Annotated in this window: 20 protein-coding genes; 6 read left to right on the forward strand and 14 right to left on the reverse strand. The window is 51.9% G+C overall.

Features of this window, described 5'->3' with window-relative positions; all coding sequences use genetic code 11:
- Positions 1-30: 30 nt before the first annotated feature.
- The 6 genes from adk to B4N58_RS06960 all read right to left on the reverse strand — a co-directional run bounded on the left by adk (position 31) and on the right by B4N58_RS06960 (position 3,904).
- Positions 31-684, reverse strand: a complete 654-nt coding sequence (gene adk / locus B4N58_RS06935; RefSeq protein ID WP_008252374.1) for an adenylate kinase — start codon at positions 682-684, stop codon at positions 31-33.
- Between the two features lie 173 nt (positions 685-857).
- Complete coding sequence (kdsB, locus tag B4N58_RS06940; protein WP_291747361.1) at positions 858-1,619, reverse strand: 3-deoxy-manno-octulosonate cytidylyltransferase; 762 nt, start codon at positions 1,617-1,619, stop codon at positions 858-860.
- Positions 1,620-1,625: 6 nt separating this feature from the next.
- Positions 1,626-1,802 (reverse strand): Trm112 family protein, encoded by a 177-nt coding sequence (locus B4N58_RS06945; protein ID WP_083797215.1) that lies wholly within the window; start codon positions 1,800-1,802, stop codon positions 1,626-1,628.
- The gene (gene lpxK / locus B4N58_RS06950) at positions 1,783-2,853 is read right to left on the reverse strand and encodes a tetraacyldisaccharide 4'-kinase (protein WP_291747365.1); all 1,071 of its coding nucleotides are present in this window, start codon (positions 2,851-2,853) and stop codon (positions 1,783-1,785) included. Before lpxK ends, B4N58_RS06945 begins: the two co-directional genes overlap by 20 nt.
- The gene (locus B4N58_RS06955; protein ID WP_008252366.1) at positions 2,850-3,278 is read right to left on the reverse strand and encodes an ExbD/TolR family protein; all 429 of its coding nucleotides are present in this window, start codon (positions 3,276-3,278) and stop codon (positions 2,850-2,852) included. The genes lpxK and B4N58_RS06955 overlap by 4 nt, the downstream gene beginning before the upstream one ends.
- Before the next feature lie 11 nt (positions 3,279-3,289).
- Positions 3,290-3,904, reverse strand: a complete 615-nt coding sequence (locus tag B4N58_RS06960; protein WP_291747368.1) for a MotA/TolQ/ExbB proton channel family protein — start codon at positions 3,902-3,904, stop codon at positions 3,290-3,292.
- A 300-nt stretch (positions 3,905-4,204) separates the two neighbouring features.
- Here B4N58_RS06960 and xseA point away from each other — a divergent pair, with 300 nt between their 5' ends.
- Together xseA and sodB are read left to right on the forward strand one after the other, a co-directional pair.
- Entirely contained in the window at positions 4,205-5,572 is a 1,368-nt protein-coding gene (gene xseA / locus B4N58_RS06965) for an exodeoxyribonuclease VII large subunit (protein ID WP_291747371.1), read from the forward strand.
- A gap of 77 nt (positions 5,573-5,649) precedes the next feature.
- Positions 5,650-6,231 carry a superoxide dismutase [Fe] gene (sodB, locus tag B4N58_RS06970; RefSeq protein WP_008252349.1) on the forward strand — a complete coding sequence of 194 codons (582 nt, stop codon included), beginning with the start codon at positions 5,650-5,652 and terminating at the stop codon, positions 6,229-6,231.
- A 76-nt stretch (positions 6,232-6,307) separates the two neighbouring features.
- Here sodB and B4N58_RS06975 read toward each other — a convergent pair whose 3' ends face one another.
- Positions 6,308-6,799 carry a DUF192 domain-containing protein gene (locus tag B4N58_RS06975; RefSeq protein WP_008252347.1) on the reverse strand — a complete coding sequence of 164 codons (492 nt, stop codon included), beginning with the start codon at positions 6,797-6,799 and terminating at the stop codon, positions 6,308-6,310.
- Positions 6,800-6,960: 161 nt separating this feature from the next.
- On the opposite strand from B4N58_RS06975, the gene icd reads away from it, so the two are divergent.
- Positions 6,961-8,208: an NADP-dependent isocitrate dehydrogenase gene (gene icd, locus B4N58_RS06980; RefSeq protein ID WP_291747377.1), complete on the forward strand. Its 1,248-nt coding sequence runs from the start codon at positions 6,961-6,963 to the stop codon at positions 8,206-8,208.
- A gap of 80 nt (positions 8,209-8,288) precedes the next feature.
- Here the strand turns inward: icd and B4N58_RS06985 are convergent, their stop codons facing one another.
- The gene (locus B4N58_RS06985; RefSeq protein ID WP_008252332.1) at positions 8,289-8,510 is read right to left on the reverse strand and encodes a cold-shock protein; all 222 of its coding nucleotides are present in this window, start codon (positions 8,508-8,510) and stop codon (positions 8,289-8,291) included.
- A 362-nt stretch (positions 8,511-8,872) separates the two neighbouring features.
- Here B4N58_RS06985 and clpS point away from each other — a divergent pair, with 362 nt between their 5' ends.
- Positions 8,873-9,181 carry an ATP-dependent Clp protease adapter ClpS gene (clpS, locus tag B4N58_RS06990; RefSeq protein WP_040513552.1) on the forward strand — a complete coding sequence of 103 codons (309 nt, stop codon included), beginning with the start codon at positions 8,873-8,875 and terminating at the stop codon, positions 9,179-9,181.
- Entirely contained in the window at positions 9,178-11,502 is a 2,325-nt protein-coding gene (gene clpA, locus B4N58_RS06995; protein WP_008252330.1) for an ATP-dependent Clp protease ATP-binding subunit ClpA, read from the forward strand. The genes clpS and clpA overlap by 4 nt, the downstream gene beginning before the upstream one ends.
- 84 nt (positions 11,503-11,586) lie before the next feature.
- On the opposite strand, the gene B4N58_RS07000 is transcribed toward clpA, so the two are convergent.
- The 6 genes from B4N58_RS07000 to B4N58_RS07025 form a co-directional block, all read right to left on the reverse strand.
- Entirely contained in the window at positions 11,587-12,690 is a 1,104-nt protein-coding gene (locus B4N58_RS07000; RefSeq protein ID WP_291747381.1) for a GGDEF domain-containing protein, read from the reverse strand.
- Between the two features lie 121 nt (positions 12,691-12,811).
- Positions 12,812-13,264, reverse strand: coding sequence for a dUTP diphosphatase (gene dut / locus B4N58_RS07005; protein ID WP_008252328.1), 453 nt, complete (start codon positions 13,262-13,264; stop codon positions 12,812-12,814).
- Positions 13,265-13,278: 14 nt separating this feature from the next.
- Positions 13,279-14,526, reverse strand: a complete 1,248-nt coding sequence (gene coaBC / locus B4N58_RS07010) for a bifunctional phosphopantothenoylcysteine decarboxylase/phosphopantothenate--cysteine ligase CoaBC (protein ID WP_291747384.1) — start codon at positions 14,524-14,526, stop codon at positions 13,279-13,281.
- 12 nt (positions 14,527-14,538) lie between these two features.
- Positions 14,539-15,111: a signal peptidase II gene (gene lspA, locus B4N58_RS07015; RefSeq protein ID WP_291747387.1), complete on the reverse strand. Its 573-nt coding sequence runs from the start codon at positions 15,109-15,111 to the stop codon at positions 14,539-14,541.
- Positions 15,104-17,899 carry an isoleucine--tRNA ligase gene (ileS, locus tag B4N58_RS07020; RefSeq protein ID WP_291747390.1) on the reverse strand — a complete coding sequence of 932 codons (2,796 nt, stop codon included), beginning with the start codon at positions 17,897-17,899 and terminating at the stop codon, positions 15,104-15,106. Before ileS ends, lspA begins: the two co-directional genes overlap by 8 nt.
- Before the next feature lie 6 nt (positions 17,900-17,905).
- Positions 17,906-18,862 (reverse strand): bifunctional riboflavin kinase/FAD synthetase, encoded by a 957-nt coding sequence (locus B4N58_RS07025; protein ID WP_291747393.1) that lies wholly within the window; start codon positions 18,860-18,862, stop codon positions 17,906-17,908.
- 104 nt (positions 18,863-18,966) lie between these two features.
- On the opposite strand from B4N58_RS07025, the gene purN reads away from it, so the two are divergent.
- Entirely contained in the window at positions 18,967-19,608 is a 642-nt protein-coding gene (gene purN, locus B4N58_RS07030) for a phosphoribosylglycinamide formyltransferase (protein WP_291747396.1), read from the forward strand.
- The last annotated feature ends 12 nt before the right edge of the window (positions 19,609-19,620 follow it).

Below are 19,620 nucleotides of genomic sequence, written 5' to 3' on the forward strand. Positions count from 1 at the left end.
TGCAACTGGGTATGACTTTTAACTTCAGTTTTACTTCAATGCGTCAAAAGCACGTGCCTTGATTTCTTCTACGCTGCCAACTCCCGCGATTTTGCGGTACTGCGGCGCACTGGCGTCGCCTGTGGCAGCCCATTGACCATAGTAGTCCACCAATGGGCGTGTCTGCTTTTCGTACACGTCCAAACGCTTTTTCACAGTTTCTTCTTTGTCATCATCTCGCTGAACCAAGGGTTCACCAGTGATGTCATCAATGCCTTCCTGCTTCGGAGGATTAAACTTGACGTGATAAGTACGCCCAGAAGCCGGGTGTGTGCGGCGTCCGCTCATCCGGTCGATGATCGCGTCGTGGGGAACATCAATTTCAAGTACGAAATCAATCTTTACGCCCGCTTCTTTCATTGCTTCGGCTTGTGGAATGGTGCGTGGAAACCCGTCAAACAAATAGCCATTGGCACAGTCGGATTCTTTCAAACGTTCTTTCACCAGATTGATGATAATTTCGTCAGAAACAAGGCCGCCACTGTCCATGACTTTCTTGGCCTCGATGCCCAAAGGGGTGCCAGCTTTGACTGCTGCGCGCAGCATATCGCCGGTGGAAATTTGGGGAATGCCAAATTTTTCCTTGATGAATGTCGCCTGCGTGCCTTTTCCAGCACCGGGCGCTCCCAATAGAATTAAACGCATAGTCGCCTCAAGAGTTTTAAATCTGCTGGCCTGTTGTACAAGATGCGTCGGTTACAACAGGCGATATTTCTGGCCGTTTTTTCTTATTCGAGGCCTTTGCGATTATGGGTGCGTCAACTTGCAGAAAACTTACCCACTGTCTGGCTCGAATATTTATTCATGGTCGTTCAGCCTTAACGAGACCCAAACAATGCCCTGACTTTTTCCAGGTCCTGCGCGGTGTCTACCCCGGGAAGCGGGGCATCCTGAATCATACACACTTTTATGCGAAAGCCATTGGCCAGCGCCCTGAGTTGTTCAAGTGATTCAAGCACTTCAATTCGGGCTGGAGGCAGTGTTTGATACACCTTGAGAAAGCGGGCGCGATAGGCATAGAGGCCGATGTGGCGAATGCCAAGTTGTCCCGCTGGCGCACCTGGAGGCCATGATTCGGTGGCATAGGCATCTCTCGGATAAGGAATGGGCGCACGGGAAAAGTAAAGCGCCTCGCCGTCTTCCCGCATGGCGATTTTAACTACATTTGGATTTTTGAACTCTTCCCAGTTGTCGATTGCGTGGCCACAGGTCGCGATGTCCTGTGCATCCTCCAGCAGGGCTTTGGCGACCAGGTCAATCAAAGCCGGGTCAATCAGGGGTTCATCGCCCTGTACATTCACCACCACGGTGTCGTCTGACCACCCTGTGATCTGGGCCACTTCCGCAATTCGGTCTGTACCGGTCGGCCAGTCGCCGCGGGTCATTACAACTGGTAAATTATGGGCTTTGCACACCGACTCAATTTCCGGGTGGTCGGTAGCCACCAGTACTTCGTCTGCCCCAGATTTCAAGGCCTGTTCGGCCACACGCACCACCATGGGCTTGCCAGCGATGTCCAGCAGCGGTTTGCCTGGCAGGCGAGTTGACGCATGGCGGGCCGGAATAACGGCTTTGAACATGGGGGCTTAGCTATTGGGGGTTGATACGGGTTCGGCCTGTTCCACCAGCATGATGGGTATGCCGTCCCTTACGGGAAACGCAAGCTTGTCTGCCTTGCACACCAGGTGACCATCGCTAGGGCGTTTTTCAAGTGGCCCTTTGCAGATGGGGCAAACCAGAATGTCAATCAATTGTGGGTCCAATGCAATCCTCTAGGGCTTTTGTCAAGGCAGGGGGTAACTTTACGCTTATTTCAGCCACCCAAACTTTCGGGTCCGAAGGATTTAATTTTACGGCATCTTTGCCGCTTGTTATCAACACATCTTGATCGAACTGTGCGCAAAAGTCTTCTGGGTAGCTGAAATGGTCCGGAAGGCCGCGACTTGCCTCCAGATGAAGACCAGCGGATCGAATGGCGTCGAACAGCTTGCTCGGGTCAGCAAGTCCCGTGAAAGCCAGCAGTTTCAGCGCTTTCCATTGTTGCACGGCCTGTTCCAGTGTCAGAAAAATGCCAGAACTCAGTTGTCGAAAGCCTGTGAGCTGAACATGGATCGCATGCCAGTTGTCTCGCGATGGCCAATTCAAGGACTTGCTTAAGGATTCGGGCGAAATATTGGAGCACAGCACTGCATCCACCGAATTAAGCCGGGAAAGTGGCTCGCGCAGAGGGCCAGCCGGCAACATGCGGCCATTGCCATGTGCCCGCCGGTCAAATACCACCCATTCAAGTTGTCGGGCAAGTTTGTGGTGTTGCAGACCATCGTCTGACACAATCAATTTCAAATCCGGGAAGTGGGTCAAAAGAAGCCTGACCGCTTGGTTTCGATCCGCGCACACAGCCACCGGGCAACCAGTTTCACGGCTCAAGAACAAAGGCTCATCTCCTGCATTACTTGCTGCGGGGGCATTTTCGGCTGGATCAATCAAGATTGGTGCTTTTTCGGATCGACCATAACCCCGGCTGACGATGCCCACTTGGACACCGCGGGCTCGTGCGTGTTGGCAAATCGCCATCACGATTGGTGTTTTGCCGGCACCCCCGGCAATCAGGTTGCCAACAACCAGCACCGGCGGCTGACATGTTTTCTTTGCTGCATATGATTTGCTGTTTTGCCGTGTGGCCCAGCGCAGACCTTTGTAAACAGACTCCAGTAAATTCAGGGTAAAGCCCGCCAACAGCCCGGGCTTTTGTCCTTCGTACCAAATGTTGAGCAAGCCAGATTCAATTCTGCTCTTGCGATCACCCGTGGTCATGGGGTCTTGCCACCGGCAGTAGCAATCGACACCCTGGCAACGCCCAACGAGGCCAGCATGTCCATCACCATCACCACTGATTGATGGGTGGCTGCTGCGTCCGCTTCAACAATCGCCCTACGTTCCTCGCCAGCAGGCATGGTCGACAAAACTTTGCTGAGTTCTGTGCGCAATTGGGTTTCGGTCAATACAGTCTGGGCGCCTAGTGCATAGTTTCCATCTCGCCCCACCCGAATTCGAAGTGCTTCAGGCGGCATGGTGTCTTCTTTTGCGCTTTGCGTACCTGGCAGATCAACTTCCAGTTGGCTGGGTTGCATGAATGTGGTGGACACGACCAGGAAAATCACGATGACCAGCAACACATCGATCAGCGGGATCAGGTTGATGTCGGGAGCCTCCGTACTGATTGTTCGCTTTATTCTCAACGACCCGCTCCTCAACCCGCTTTGCGTGAACTGGCATGCTGTTTCAACAGATCCTCAAAAGGCTTGAGTGATTCTCCCATGTCTTCGAGCAGGCTGTTGATCCGGATCCGGAACAGTCGATAGGCGACAAGAGCTGGTATGGCGACAATCAAGCCAAATGCGGTGTTATACAGGGCCACAGCGATACCGGCTGCAATTGCTTCGGGCGTTTGGGTGCCTGATCCCTGCACTGCAAAAATTTCGATCATGCCAATGACCGTGCCCAGCAAACCCATCAAAGGTGCAGCGCTGGCGATCATGGACAGCACGTCCAGGTGTTTTTCAAGCGTGTTTTGAATACCGACTGATTTGTCCTGCATTGCGCTTTCGATGTCCTCGTTTTTGTAAAACGCAGACAGACCCGCAGCCATCAGACTTCCGAGAGCACTGTGCGCCTCCAGGCGGGCAATATTTTGCCGGTCTTTGAACTGAGGCAGTGTTTTGCACACATCGGCCACCAGGTTTTCCGGGATCAAGTCTTTTTTTCGCAAGGCCCAAACGCGCTCAAGCACGATTGCCAACGCGACCACCGAGCCAAAAATCAAAGGCCAAATTGGCCAGCCCGCCGCAGAAATGATTGACCACACAAGTAGACTCCTATTCAGTAAGACAGGGACTCTAGCGAAAAAACCAACATTACACAAATTACACAAAAGCCGACATATTTGTTCATTGTGGATAACTTTGGGGAAAAGCCCCCCAAATTTTCGAATAATCAGTCGCTTGTGAGAAAAATGAACTTTTTGTGTATCGTATTTTGTTGTATTTTTCCTTTTTAATCAGTCGCTTGTGTTTATTTTCTTGTATTTCAGCCATGTTGCACAGAAAGTAGCTTTTTGTTAGCGCATGTGGAAATGTTCTGGTTTTTTAGCCAATTTGGTCTATAAATGATTGACTTAAAAACGGTTTTCTCGGTCAGCCAGCTCGCCAGGCACCTGAATGATCACCTCCGAAATGAATTTGGCTCCATCCGGATTCAGGGTGAGGTGGCGTCTTTTACCCGTGCCTCCTCTGGGCATTGGTATTTGGCCCTGAAAGATGAATCAGCACAGATGAAGGCGGTCATGTTTCGCCAACGCAATGTTCTTGCTGGTTTTTTTCCGGCAGTAGGCGACAAAGTGGAGGTGCTTGCCCAATTGGCCATGTATGAACAGCGTGGCGAGTTGCAGTTGATCGTTGATGTCATGAAGAAGGCCGGGCAGGGCAATTTGCATGAACAGTATTTGCAGCTAAAAACCAAGTTGACCCAAGAAGGTTTGTTTGATTCTGCACGCAAACGTCCGCTCCCTTCTGTGGTGTTCAATCTTGGGGTGGTTACATCTCTGCAGGCGGCGGCACTTGCCGATGTAAAGCAGGCCTTGGCAAGGCGTGCGCCCCATGTTGAATTCTCGGTTTACCACACCGCAGTTCAGGGAGAGCAGGCTGCAGCACAAATTATTGAGGCCCTTCGCAAAGCGGATTCCGCTGGCCATGAAGCGCTTGTGCTATGCCGTGGGGGCGGGAGCCTGGAAGACTTGTGGAGTTTCAACGTCGAGGCCGTTGTGCGCGCAGTCGCGGCTTGTAAAACACCGATCGTAGTTGGAGTAGGGCACGAAACTGATGTGACCTTGGCTGAGTTCGCCGCAGACCTTCGCGCCGCCACGCCTACCGCAGCTGCCGAATTGATCAGCCGGCCCACGCGCGAACTGCTGGCCGAAATTCAAGGCTTGCATGTGGGCTTGCGAAAGGCTTTGCGCCACCGAGCGCAAATGTTGGTTCAGCGCGTGGATAGAGCCGAGCTTGGTCTGCTGACCCCCACCGCCTACCTGAATACTCTGGAATCTCGTTTGGGGCATGCAAGTAGCCGGTTGCCGCGCCTTGTCGAGCGGGGTATTGCCGAAGAAACCAATGCAATCCAGGCCTTGTGGGAATCCATGTCGTTTGAAATGAGTGCGACACAAAATGCAGCCACTCGAAGTGCCCAGCTTCTTGAAAGTAGGCTAATGGCTGTGCAGCGGCGGAACATTGCCGCATTGGATTCTCGCGTGGACCGTCTTGGTTCTGTAGTTGAGGCTGTTTCACCCCAACGAACCCTGGAGCGAGGGTATGCCTTTTTGCAGCCACAACACGGAAATGCGGTGGTTCGCTCCGTGGCGGATGTACAAGCCGGTGATGCCTTGCGTGCCACTCTGGCGGATGGTGAAATTTTAGTGAATGTGCGCGAGAAAACTGAGCTGCGTGGGCCGTTCCACGAGGATGTGAAAAATTCAAGATAGAATCAGAGGGGTTGAAATGCGGGGTTTTGCCCCAAGCTGATGTTTTCGTATTGATTGAAGTGAGAGAGGATACTGATATGCAACATACACTGCCTGATTTGCCCTACGCGATGGACGCGCTGGCCCCCCATATTTCCAAGGAAACACTGGAGTACCACTACGGCAAGCACCACGCTGCTTACGTGACCAATCTGAATAATCTGGTAAAAGGCACCGAGTTTGAAAGCTCCAGCCTGGAAGACATCGTCAAGAAGTCCACCGGTGGTGTGTTCAACAACGCCGCGCAAATCTGGAACCACACTTTCTATTGGCACTGTTTGTCGCCCAATGGTGGCGGAGCGCCCTCTGGAAAACTGGCCGAGGCCATCAATGCCAAGTTCGGTAGCTACGATGCATTCAAGGAAGCATTCACGAAAAGCGCGATCGGCAACTTTGGTTCCAGCTGGACCTGGTTGGTGAAAAAGGCAGATGGTTCAGTAGACATCGTGAATACCAGCAACGCAGCCACTCCACTGACCACGCAAGACAAGCCGCTGTTGACTTGCGACTTGTGGGAACATGCCTACTACATCGATTATCGCAATGCCCGCCCCAAGTATATTGAAACTTTCTGGAACTTGGTGAACTGGGAATTCGCATCGAAGAATTTCGAAGGCTAATCGTTCGAAGTCTGCTTCAAAAGCCCGGCCCTTCCTCGCGCCCCCGGCGCGACGCAGGGTCGGTTTTTTTTGTCTTTTATTCTTGGGTGTCCATGGCCTGCTCAGGCACGTGCAGCCTTTCACCTGCTACAACGCCGTGTTTTGAAAACCAGTTCCTGTTCATTTCCAGTGCCAATTTGGCGTTGCCGCTGGAGCAATGAATATCGGCGGTACCTGCTTTCATCTGTTCGATATTCAGGATTCTTCCGCTGGGGTCTGCAAAAGCCACATCCAGATCAATCAGGGTGTTCTTCATCCACATGCATTGTGTCTCGCTGCGATTGAATACGAACAGCATTCCCGAATTCTTGCCAAGCTCTTTTCGATTCATCAGTCCGATCTGACGGCTTAAATCGGTATTGGCCAACTCCGCTTTTACATGATGTTCGCCCACGCGCACATCCAGTGTTGCCAACTCTGACTGGCCCGGTCCGGCCGCATTACTTACGCAGGCAGCCAGGCCCAGCGCAGCTGTTACCAAAGTCAACTTGAAACCAAGCTGGTATTTGTTGATTTGATCAAAGTGCATGAAATCTTGTTCCTGTCAGAGATCTGAAAGAAGATGGCGTTATTATACGGCTTGGCGCAATAAGGAATGCAATTTCATATTGCGAAATAATTGTGATTTTCTTAGTGAAGGGATACACTAGAGTGTTCCCTCTAACACACCAGAGAAGCAGCGGAGAGACCATGTACCAACACATTAAAGTCCCATCAGTCGGCGAAAAAATCACGGTCAATAGTGATTACTCGTTGAATGTTCCAGATCAACCCATCATTCCATACATCGAAGGCGATGGCACTGGTTTTGACATTACACCAGTGATGATCGACGTTGTCGACGCTGCTGTAGCCAAAGCCTATGGTGGCAAGCGCAAAATCAGCTGGATGGAAATTTACGCTGGTGAAAAGTCCACCAAGGTATACGGCCCCGATGTGTGGCTACCTGAAGAAACCCTGGAAGTGTTGAAGGAATATGTGGTGTCTGTGAAAGGCCCATTGACCACACCCGTGGGTGGCGGTATTCGTTCCATTAACGTGGCTCTGCGTCAGCAGCTGGATTTGTATGTGTGCCTGCGCCCAGTCCGTTACTTTGCGGGTGTACCCAGCCCAGTGAAAGAACCCCACAAAACCGACATGGTGATTTTCCGTGAAAATTCGGAAGACATTTATGCCGGTATTGAATACGAAGCTGAAACCGACAAAGCCAAAAAACTGATCAAGTTTTTGCGCGAAGAAATGGGTGTTAGCAAAATCCGCTTCCCGGAAACTTCAGGCATCGGCATCAAGCCAATTTCCAAAGAAGGTACAGAACGCCTGTTCCGCAAGGCTATTCAGTACGCCATCGACAACAAGAAGCCTTCTGTGACCATCGTTCACAAGGGCAACATCATGAAGTACACCGAAGGCGCATTTGCGGCTTGGTCCTACGCTTTGGCTAAAAATGAGTTTGGTGCTGAACTGTTGGACGGCGGCCCCTGGATGAAAATCAAGGCGGCGCATGGCGACATCGTGATCAAAGATGTGATCGCGGATGCGTTCCTGCAGCAAATTCTATTGCGCCCAGCGGAATACAGCGTGATTGCAACCATGAACCTGAACGGCGACTACATTTCCGATGCGCTGGCCGCCCAGGTTGGTGGTATCGGTATTGCTCCAGGTGCAAACTTGTCTGATTCAATCGCGATGTTTGAAGCCACCCATGGTACAGCGCCCAAGTATGCGGGGAAAGACTATGTGAACCCTGGTTCACAAATTCTGTCTGCCGAGATGATGCTGCGCCATATGGGTTGGATTGAAGCAGCTGATCTTATTATCACTTCCATGGAGAAATCCATTACCTCCAAAAAAGTGACTTATGATTTCGCGCGCTTGATGGATGGCGCGACACAAGTGAGTTGTTCCGGTTTTGGTCAGGTCATGATCGACCACATGTAAAAGGCATTCGATCTGCCCCAAGAAAAAAGCCGGCTTGGGGCCGGCTTTTTTCTTAATCGGTGGTTTGATTATTTTACTTATCAGGCGGCGCTGGTTGCGTCCATCACAGAGATGTTCTGAGCCTGCTTACCTTTTGGTCCATCCACCACCTCAAAAGTCACTTTCTGACCTTCCTTGAGTGTGCGGAATCCAGATGCCTGGATTGCTGAAAAATGGGCGAAAAGCTCATCGCTCCCTTGATCTGGAGTGATAAAACCAAAACCCTTTGCATCATTGAACCATTTTACGGTGCCGGTCGCCATCGCGAAACCTCCTTCAAAAAACAATACTTCGATCGGAACGCACGAACTTTCCGACAACTCGCCAGTCTGAACCAGCTTGACTACTATTCTTTGACCTGTTTGGGCTGGGGTCAACCATACAATAGATACATTTTTTAGGGTTTACCCCTTGTAATAGACAGGTGTTGTCTACATTTAATGAATTCAGGCTTTTCGGGTGATTGATCTTGTGGGCTACCGATTGCAAATTTGAGAGTAGGTTCGCATAATTTTTTAGACGTTCCTGATTGAATTTTCAGGAAAAATTTCTAGCCTTGAATAAAGGCGGTGTATTGCTCTCTAATCCTTGTTGCGTGCCCCTTAGAAGTGATTACAATGAAGTTATGAGTTCGCAAAACAATCCATCAACAGTACTGGAATCGCAGACGCAAAAAGCGAAGCTGCCCCCGATGTATCAAGTCGTGCTCTTGAACGATGACTACACCCCCATGGAGTTCGTCGTGATTGTTTTGCAGAAGTTTTTTGGAAAAGGAAGGGAACAGGCCACCCAAATCATGCTGAAAGTGCATAGAGAGGGAAAAGGGGTCTGTGGGGTTTATCCCAAAGACATCGCCTCGACCAAGGTCGAAATGGTATGCGGATTCGCAAAGCAGCATCAACACCCGCTGCAGTGCGTGATGGAGGAAACATGATTGCGCAAGAGTTAGAAGTAAGTTTGCACATGGCATTTGTTGACGCACGTCAGCAAAAGCATGAATTCATCACGGTAGAGCATCTGCTATTGGCCTTGCTGGACAATCCTTCAGCAGCCGAGGTGCTACGTTCATGCTCCGCTGATGTTGAGGAAATTCGCAAGAACCTGCAAAATTTCATCAAGGACAACACACCTGTGGTGTCGGGTCAGGATGAAGTGGACACACAGCCCACGTTGGGTTTTCAGCGGGTTATCCAGCGCGCCATTATGCATGTTCAGAGCACATCCAATGGCAAAAAAGAAGTCACCGGCGCCAACGTGTTGGTGGCAATCTTTGGTGAAAAAGATTCACATGCCGTTTACTACCTGCACCAGCAAGGCATTACGCGTCTGGATGTGGTGAATTACATTTCACACGGTATTACCAAAACGCCGCAGGCCCCCGCGCCGAAGCCCGAGAATTCTCAGAACGAAGGTCAGGAGCAAGAAGCCGAGGCCACACAAAGCGTGGGCGACAAGCAGTCACCCTTGGATCAGTACACCCAGAATCTGAACGCCTTGGCCAAGGAAGGAAAAATTGATCCGCTGATTGGTCGAGAGCAGGAAGTGGAGCGGGTTATCCAAGTGTTGTGCCGTCGCCGCAAAAACAACCCACTGCTGGTGGGTGAAGCCGGCGTTGGAAAAACCGCGATTGCAGAAGGCCTGGCCTGGAGAATTGTGCAAGGTGATGTGCCGGAAATTCTGGCCACAGCACAAGTGCATTCTCTGGACATGGGTGCGTTGTTGGCGGGTACCAAATACCGCGGAGATTTCGAACAGCGCTTGAAAGCGGTGTTGAAACAGTTGAAAGCCAATCCCGATTCTGTGTTGTTCATTGATGAAATTCACACCCTGATCGGTGCTGGGTCTGCTTCTGGCGGCACGCTGGACGCCTCCAATTTGCTGAAGCCTGCTTTGTCTTCAGGTCAGTTGAAGTGTATTGGTGCAACCACCTTTACTGAGTACCGTGGCATTTTCGAGAAAGATCATGCGCTTTCACGTCGCTTCCAGAAAATTGATGTGTCTGAACCCACAGTGGAGCAAACCATTGAAATTTTGCGCGGTTTGAAAAGCCGTTTCGAAGACCATCATGGTGTTAAATATTCCAGCGCCGCCATTTCAGCAGCAGCTGAGTTGTCGGCCAAGTTCATCAACGACCGCCATTTGCCTGACAAGGCCATTGATGTGATTGATGAAGCAGGCGCGGCACAGCGTATTTTGCCGAAAAGCAAACAGCGTAAAACAATTACGAAGGGTGACATCGAAGACATCGTCTCAAAAATTGCCCGTATTCCGCCACAGTCGGTCAATACCGATGACCGCAACAAGCTGGCTACACTCGATCGCGATTTGAAAGCCACTGTGTTTGGGCAAGACCCTGCCATTGAGGCTTTGGCAAACGCCATCAAAATGTCGCGTGCTGGTTTGGGCAAGGCCGACAAGCCGATTGGCTCGTTCTTGTTCAGCGGCCCCACGGGTGTGGGTAAAACCGAGGTGGCCAAACAGTTGGCCTTTATTCTCGGCATTGAAATGCTGCGTTTCGACATGTCGGAATACATGGAACGCCACGCGGTTTCTCGTTTGATTGGTGCGCCCCCAGGTTATGTTGGATTTGACCAAGGCGGCTTGTTGACCGAGGCCATTACCAAGAAGCCACATTGCGTGTTGTTGCTCGACGAAATCGAAAAAGCGCACCCCGATGTGTTCAACATTCTGCTTCAGGTCATGGACAACGGTACTTTGACCGACAACAATGGTCGCAAGGCTGACTTCCGCAATGTGATCATTATCATGACCACCAACGCGGGTGCAGAAGCCCTGACCAAGCGAGGTATCGGCTTCATGGAATCCAAGGTGCAGGGCGACGAGATGGAAGACATCAAGCGCATGTTCAGCCCTGAGTTCCGCAACCGTCTGGATTCTGTCATTTCCTTCCGTGCGCTGGATGAAGAAATCATTCTTCGCGTGGTTGACAAGTTCCTGATGGAGCTGGAAGAGCAACTGCACCAGAAGAAAGTGGATGCAGTGTTCACAGACGAATTGCGCAAGCATTTGGCCAAGAAAGGTTTCGATCCATTGATGGGTGCTCGCCCAATGCAGCGTTTGATTCAAGACACAATTCGCAAAGCCTTGGCCGACGAGTTGCTGTTCGGCAAGCTGGTGAATGGTGGCAAAGTGACTGTAGACCATGATGTTGAGAACGACCAGGTGTCACTAACCTTTGATGAGGGTTCATCAGGTCAAGAGTCAGAGAGCGGTACTGAGGTGGCGGTTGACTGAATGTACGGCCTGGCAGCAAGCCAGCTAAAAATAGCCTGGTTTGATTCAGAACTTCATTCGCCTGAGTTGTCCTGTGTGGATAACTCAGACGCTCACCTTGCCAAGGCAACTGCGGTTTCTGCCCTTGTTTTTGGCCTGATAGAGCGCATGGTCCGCTTGCGCCATGGTGCGGTCAATACTGTCGGTGTGGGATATATCGCAAATTCCTGCTGAAAATCCGACTTTGCAACAACCATTCAGGCGAATTCTGTCCACTATCCTTTGGGTGTCGTCGGCAGTGCAGTTGGGGAGCAGTACTGCGAATTCTTCACCTCCGACACGTGCGATCAAGTCGCCCGGTCTGAAATTGGTACGAAGCGTCTCTGCAAACTCGCGAAGTCGAATATCCCCAGCCTCATGACCATAGGTGTCGTTGTATTGCTTGAAGTAGTCAATGTCGATAATTGCCACACTGCCTTGTAGCTGATTTTCTCGTTGCATTCTTCGCAGGTATGCACTGCTCATGTCTTGCCAGCCCCGGCTATTGAGTAAACCTGTCAGGGGATCGCTGCAGGCCTGATTACTGAGGTGAAGCAGTTCTACCGCGAAGCGTTTTCGCAAAGTCGATTGCCGCCACAGTGTGAGGCTGACAAAACCCACGGAGTGAATCAACACGACCAAGGTCAGTATCAAGTTGTTGCGTTGTAGTTGATTGACCTTTTCGTCGGCCTCTTGGGTATTTCTCTTCAGGGTGGAATTGAAGATGCCAAGCTCGATCAACCAAAACTCGATGCGTTGAGGGTCGGGTTTTCCGAATTTTTCAAGTTGCTGGTCCATCGTGATCAGGTGTTCTCGAAGGTTTGCAGCCGAATCAGCCAGCCCGCTGTGGGTGTTGATCGTTTCGATGACAGCCAACCTTGAAGCAAGTTGATTGAGTAATTCCTGGGGCGAGCGGTAGCCACGTGTTTCCAGGCCAAGTTGGGTTTCGTAGGTGTGCGGATTGCCAAGGTGATGCAAGGCCGTGCTTTGTACGATCAGATCTTGGAGGGAAACCTCAAGAAGTCGCCTCTTGGCCAGGTCACCTTGAATTTCATGGGCTTTGCTGTAGTTGAAGACGGCTACAAACGCGAGAATTGCGCAGAGTGCCAACCAAAAATACCGGATGGTTATTTCAGAACAGGGACGCAGTTGCCGGACTGCGTGAATCATCCATGTTCGGCCTGTTTTTATAGCTGGCCCACTGCCCCCTGAGTCCATTGTTTTCCTGATGATTCACAATGACACTCAGTGGTAAAAGTGTTTGTAGTGGTTCCCTTTGAGTGGTTTTCTTTCAGCGTGTTCCAGTGCTGCCGAATCCGCCTTCACCACGCTCGCTAGGAGTGAAGTCGCTGACCACTTTGAAGTCAGCGTGTGCCACTGGCAAGATGACCAATTGAGCGATGCGTTCCATGGGTTCAATGGTGACTGCTACCTGGCTACGGTTCCATGCCGATACCATGAGCGGCCCTTGGTAGTCGGAATCAATCAAACCCACGAGGTTGCCGAGAACCAAGCCTTTTTTGTGGCCCAAACCTGAACGGGGCAGAATGGTCGCGCAGTAATTTGGGTCGCCAATGTACATCGAAAGTCCGGTCGGTACGAGTTCAGCCTGGCCGGGTTGCAAAGTCAGTGCTTCGTTCAAGCAGGCGCGCAGGTCGATACCCGCGCTGCCGGGGGTGCCGTATGCGGGCAGTTGGTCTTGCATGCGTGGGTCGAGGACTTTGAGTTCAACTTGAATTTTCATGGGTGTACTTGTGTTCAGGAGTGTTTGGAAATAAAAGTCAGAACTGTTTGTGCAGCGCGTAGCTTGTCCATGCTGCCTAGGCGTTCGGGCTTTAGTTTTTTGCTGTAAATGGTTAGCTCGGTTTGGTCGGCGCCCAAGGCATGTTGAGCCAAATTGCCGATGATGAATTGTGCTTTCTTGCTGTCCAGTTTGCGGTTGGCGTAGTCATCCAGATTTTCTGTTTCCGCAGCAAAACCGACCACAGTCAGCGATTTTTTTCGAGTGCTGGCAAATTCGCCAACATCTGCAAGAATGTCGGGGTTCAGTTCGAACTCCATGTTTAAACCCGCGGCTTGACCGAGTTGTTTTTTCTGCTTTTGGGTGCTTGGGTTTTTAATACCATAATCGGCCACAGCGGCGACACCAATGAACAGGTCTTGTTGCTCGATTTGACCGAATACTGCAGCATGCATTTGCCTGGCAGATTGAACACTCACCATGGGCACACCGTACGGTGTTGGCAAAGCGGTAGGGCCACTCACCAAACTCACTTCGGCACCCATTAACCATGCTGCTTGTGCCAAGGCGTAGCCCATTTTTCCGCTGGATCGATTCGTGATGCCGCGCACCGGGTCAATGGCTTCAAAGGTGGGGCCGGCTGTTACCAATACCTTTTTACCAGCCAGGGGTTTGTGATTCACTGCCCGCGCCAGTTCCAATACGATCTCAAAGGGTTCAAGCATGCGGCCACTGCCCACTTCACCGCAGGCCTGTTCGCCCGCCGCTGGGCCAAACACATTGATACCATCGGTTTTAAGTTGACTGATGTTGCGCTGGGTGGCTGGGTTGTTCCACATTTCCACGTTCATGGCCGGCGCAATGGCCATGGGGCAATTGCGGGCCAATACGAGGTTGTCCAGCAGATTGTCAGCAAACCCGTGTGCATATTTCGCCATGGAGTTGGCGGTGCACGGGGCAATCAATAAAAAATCAGCGTTGCGGCTGATGTCGATGTGCGGCATGCCACGCTCGATACTGCCGGTATCGCTGTTTTCAACAGGCCACTGCGACACATGCACTGATTTGCCAGACAAGGCCTGGAATGTGAGTGGCGCAACAAATTGCGTGGCTGATTCAGTCATGACCACCTGAACTTCGCAGCCCTGTTTCACTAACAGGCGCACCAGTTCAGCCGATTTGTAAGCGGCGATACCGCCGCACACGCCCAAAACCACGCGCAGTTGGTTCAAACCGGGAAGCTGTGGCAATTCGACTGGGCGCATGGGCTAAAGACCTTATTCGCTTTTGGCTGGTTTGGGGGCTTTGTGTTCTTTGTTGAAGAACAGTTCGTCAATGATCAGACCGATTGCACCCATGGTAATTGCAACGTCAGCCACATTGAAAGCAGGCCAGTGATAAGTGCCGACATAAAAATCGAGGAAGTCGATGACCGCCCCGTGAGCCAAGCGATCAATCAAATTGCCGATTGCTCCGCCCAGAATACAGGCCAGGCAGAACATTGCGAATTTCCGATGGCTGGAGGAGCGCATCATGAACAGAATAACGATGGATGCGACGACTGCGACACCGGAAAGAAAGTGCCTTTGCCAGCCCGCCTGATCGGCAAGAAAGCTGAATGCTGCACCAGGATTGAGCACGTAGACCAGATTGAAGAAACTGGTGATTTCAACCACTGCACCCAAATCAAGGCGCGATTGAACCCACAGTTTGCTGATTTGATCGATCAAGATAAGCAGCAAGGAAAAACCGATCCAGGGAAGGATTGATTTTTTGGGCGCTTTCAAAGCGCCAGTGGCATTGGTGGTTTTGGTTGGTGAGGCAGGTTTTCTTGGCATGGGCTTAGACATGATCACGCACCTCGCCCTGGCCAAACAGATTGCTGACACAGCGGCCACAAATTCCGGGGTGTTCAGGGTTTGCGCCTGTGTCGGGCCGCAAATGCCAGCAACGCTCGCACTTTTCACCTTCTGCAATACCCACTTCAATTTTCTCCTCAGCCGCCTGGGCTATTTCAATGCTGGAAACGATGAACAGGAATTTCAGATCATCGCCCAGACTGGCCGCCGCCTGATACAGATTAGGTGGCAAATGAAGTGTTGCTGTGCCCTGCAGGGAGGAGCCAATTTTGCCCTCGGTGCGCAGGTTCTCCAGTTCTTTGACCACGCGTGCGCGCAGCGCGAGCAATTCAGCCCACTTGTTGCCCAATTCATCAGCCTGCGCCACTTGGGGCACTTTGTAAAACTCGTTGCAGAAAATCGAAGGTTCTACATTGCCCATTACTTCTCGGGCTTCTTCAGCGGTAAAGCTGAGCACTGGTGCCATGAGGCGAAGCAGGGCGTGAGTGATGTGGTACAGCGCTGTTTGTGCGCTTCGACGTGCTTTGGAATTCTCGCCGGTGGTGTACAAACGATCTTTCAATACATCGAGGTAAAACGCACCCAAGTCTTCGGAACAGAAAATTTGCAGTTTGCTGACAATCGGGTGGAACTCGTACTTCATGTAGTGCGCTTCGCACTCGCTTTGCAGCTTGCCCAGCAGTGTGAGTGCGTATTGGTCTACTTCGGCCAGTTCTTCGGTGAGAACGGCTTCTGTGGCAAAGTCGAAATCGGAAATATTGGCCAGTAAAAAGCGCAGTGTATTGCGAATGCGGCGGTAGCTTTCGACCACACGCTTCAAAATTTCATCGGAAATAGTGAGTTCGCCAGAGTAATCCGTGCTGGCCACCCACAGGCGCAAAATTTCCGCACCCATTTTGTCGGATACCTGTTGGGGTGCAATCACGTTGCCCACAGATTTGCTCATTTTTCGACCCTGGCCATCCACCACAAAACCGTGGGTGAGCAAGGCTTTGTAGGGTGGTACACCGTTGATCATGCAGCTGGTGAGTAATGACGAGTGGAACCATCCGCGGTGCTGGTCAGAGCCCTCCAGATACAAGTCCGCCGGGAAATGACTTTCATCGGCATGGCTGCCGCGCAGCACGGTTTCGTGCGTGGTGCCAGAGTCGAACCACACATCGAGCGTATCGGGATTCTTGACGTAATCTTTCGCTTCATGACCGATCAATTCTTCAACAGTGACGTGTTGCCAGGCTTCAATGCCTTGTTTTTCGATCAGTTGTGCAATGATTTCGGTCAGCTCAGGGGTTCGTGGGTGCAATTCACCGGTTTCGCGATGCACCAGGAATGCCATGGGTACACCCCACTGGCGTTGGCGCGACAGGGTCCAGTCTGGGCGATTGGCGATCATGGCGTGCAAGCGTGCTTTGCCCCAGGCCGGGAAAAACTCGGTTGATTCCACACCAGCCAGTGCTTTTTCACGCAAACTGCCGGAACCGTCGTTGGGTTTTACATCCATGCCGGCAAACCACTGTGAGGTGGCCCGGTAGATGATCGGGGTTTTGTGGCGCCAGCAGTGCATGTAGCTGTGACCAAATTTCACTTGTTTGACGAGTGTGCCCAGTTCAATCATTTTTTCAACGATGAGCGGGTTGGCTTTCCAAATGTGCAGGCCGCCGAAGAAGGGCAGGGAATCTGCGTAAACACCATTGCCTGTCACCGGGTTGATGATGTCGGCATCTTTCAAGCCATAAGCTTTGCTGGTCAAGAAGTCGTCTACACCATAGGCTGGCGAGCAGTGAACTATGCCTGTACCTGCATCGGTACTCACGTATTCAGCAAGGTACACGGGGCTCAAGCGGTCGTAGAAGGGATGTTTAAAGGCAATGCCTTCCAGCGCAGCGCCCTTGGCAGTGGCTAGTTCGGAACCCTGTAGTTCGTAGCTTTCAAGGCAGGGTTTCACGCGTTCCTGAGCCAGCAACAAATACTTGTTACCCACATCAACCAGGCTGTACACCAGTTCGGGGTGCATGTTCAGTGCCTGGTTGGCCGGCAGTGTCCATGGGGTGGTGGTCCAAATGACCAATTGCCCTGGCTTGGCCTGAAGCGTGGCCTTGGGGATGTTGAATGCTGCGGCGAGCTTGTCCAGGTTCGATTCGTCGAATGCAAAACCCACATCGACAGCGATGTCTTGTTTGTCTTTGTACTCGACCTCGGCTTCAGCCAATGCAGAACCGCAATCGAAGCACCAGTTCACGGGTTTCAGGCCACGGAACACATAGCCCTTCTCCATGATTTTGCCCAACGCGCGAAGCTCGTCTGCCTCGTTGCCAAAGTTCATTGTTTTGTAAGGGTTGTCCCAATCAGCCAGCACACCCAGCCGGATGAAATCTTTTTTCTGGCGTTCAATTTGTTCAGCTGCGTAAGCGCGGCTTTTCTCTTGAACTTCCAGTGTGGGTTTGCCCTTGCCGATGGTTTTTTCGATCTGGATTTCAATCGGCATGCCGTGGCAGTCCCAGCCTGGAACGTATCGGGCATCGTAGCCAGCCAGGCAACGACATTTCACGATGATGTCTTTCAGGATCTTGTTGACCGCATGGCCAATGTGGATGTCGCCATTCGCATAAGGGGGGCCGTCGTGCAGCACGAATTTTGGCTTGCCGGCCTTGGACTGGCGAATCGCCTTGTACAAATCTTCCTTGCACCATTGTTCAACCCAGTTCGGTTCCCTTGCTGGCAGGTTGCCGCGCATGGGGAAGGGCGTATCGGGCAGGTTCAGTGTGTTCTTGTAATCCATATTGGGTTAACAGCCTGTATTTGAAATCTTGGGTTGGTTGGCAGCCAGCATTGCCATGGCTTTTGCCGTGTCTTTGTGCATTTGCTCAACCATCGTATCGAGCGAATCAAAGTGTTGCTCGGGGCGTATGTGCGCCAATACCTCGATGCGCAGCAGCTTGCCGTAAGCGTTGCCTTGCCAGTCTGGAATGAATGTTTCGAGCAAAATTTGATCGGATTGTTCAACCGTGGGGCGCACACCCATGCTGGCTACAGCAGGTAAGGGCTTTTCGGCCAGTCCGTGGACCCACACTGCGAGAATTCCGGTCAAAGCGCTGGCACGCCCGGCAATACGCAGGTTCATGGTGGGGAAACCCAAAGTACGCCCCAGTTTTTTACCGTGAATAATATGCCCGGAGTAGGCCAGTGGATGCCCAAGCATGTGGGCGGCTTTGGCCACGTCGCCAGCTTTCAGGGCTTCCCGAATGTTTGAGCTTGAAACCCGGCTGCCATCGGTTTGAACTTCAGCAAGGTCGTTGACTGTGAAGCCATGTGATTCACCCAAGCCTTTCAGCAATGCGAAATCACCTGCACGTTTGGCGCCGAAGCGAAAATCGTCGCCCACCCACACTTGTTTCGCATTCAACTGGTTCAACAAAACTTCCTGCACAAACGCCTCAGGGCTTAGGCTTGCCATGCGTTTGTTGAAGGGCAGGATACACACTTGTTCAATGCCGCAGCGCTTCATCTCAATGATCCGGTCGCGCAGCGTGGAGATTCGATCGAGCTTGAAGGCAGGATTAAAAAATTCTTTCGGGTGAGGGTGCAGTGTAACCACGGTGGGCACCAAACCCTGCGCGCGCGCGGCAGACACCACGCGGCGGAACAACTCGGCATGGCCGGAGTGAACGCCGTCGAAGTTTCCAATGGTGAGCGCAGTGCCCTTGGCAAATGTGTGTGGCCGGGGGCGGCGAATGATTTTCATACCGAGTGTGTCGGCTCTTTAGTGGTTGCAAAACAACCGGTCATTATAAGGCCTGAATGGTGAAAAATAGGGCTTTTTCGCCCGCACAGTGATAAACTCGCGCCATGCAAAATTCCACACCTTCCGTCGTCATTTTGATCTCGGGGCGCGGTTCAAATCTGAATGCCCTGATCGATCATGCCAAACAGACCGGGGCCTACCAAATTCGTGCAGTCATTTCCAACCGCCCAGCCGCGGCTGGTTTGGCTTTGGCGCAATCGGCGGGGCTAGACACTGCCATTCTTGACCACACTGAGTACGAGAGCCGAGAAGCCTTTGATGCAGCCCTAGCCGGTCTCATCGACCAATATCAGCCCGATTGGCTTGTGCTGGCTGGCTTCATGCGGGTGTTGACTGCAGGTTTTGTGAACCGGTATTTGGGGCGCTTGGTGAACATTCACCCCTCGCTGTTGCCTGCTTTTCCGGGGTTAAAAACCCATCAGCAGGCGCTGGAGGCAGGGGTGAGGGTGCATGGAGTAACCGTGCACTTGGTGACCCCTGAACTTGACCATGGCCCAATTGTGGATCAGGCGCTGTTGCAGGTGTTGCCCGGTGATACTGCCGAAACACTGGCCGCGCGCGTCCTGGGGCTTGAGCATCAAATCTATCCCCGTGCAGTGGCAGCGCTGGCCAGCGGGCAAATTAAAATGGTGAACGGGAAGCTGGAAGGCACTTTGGCCCCAGCCCTGGTTCACGCAATTCAATAAAACAGGATATTC

Origin of the sequence: Limnobacter sp. UBA3528, assembly GCF_002377005.1 — a bacterium.
GTDB lineage: Bacteria > Pseudomonadota > Gammaproteobacteria > Burkholderiales > Burkholderiaceae_B > Limnobacter.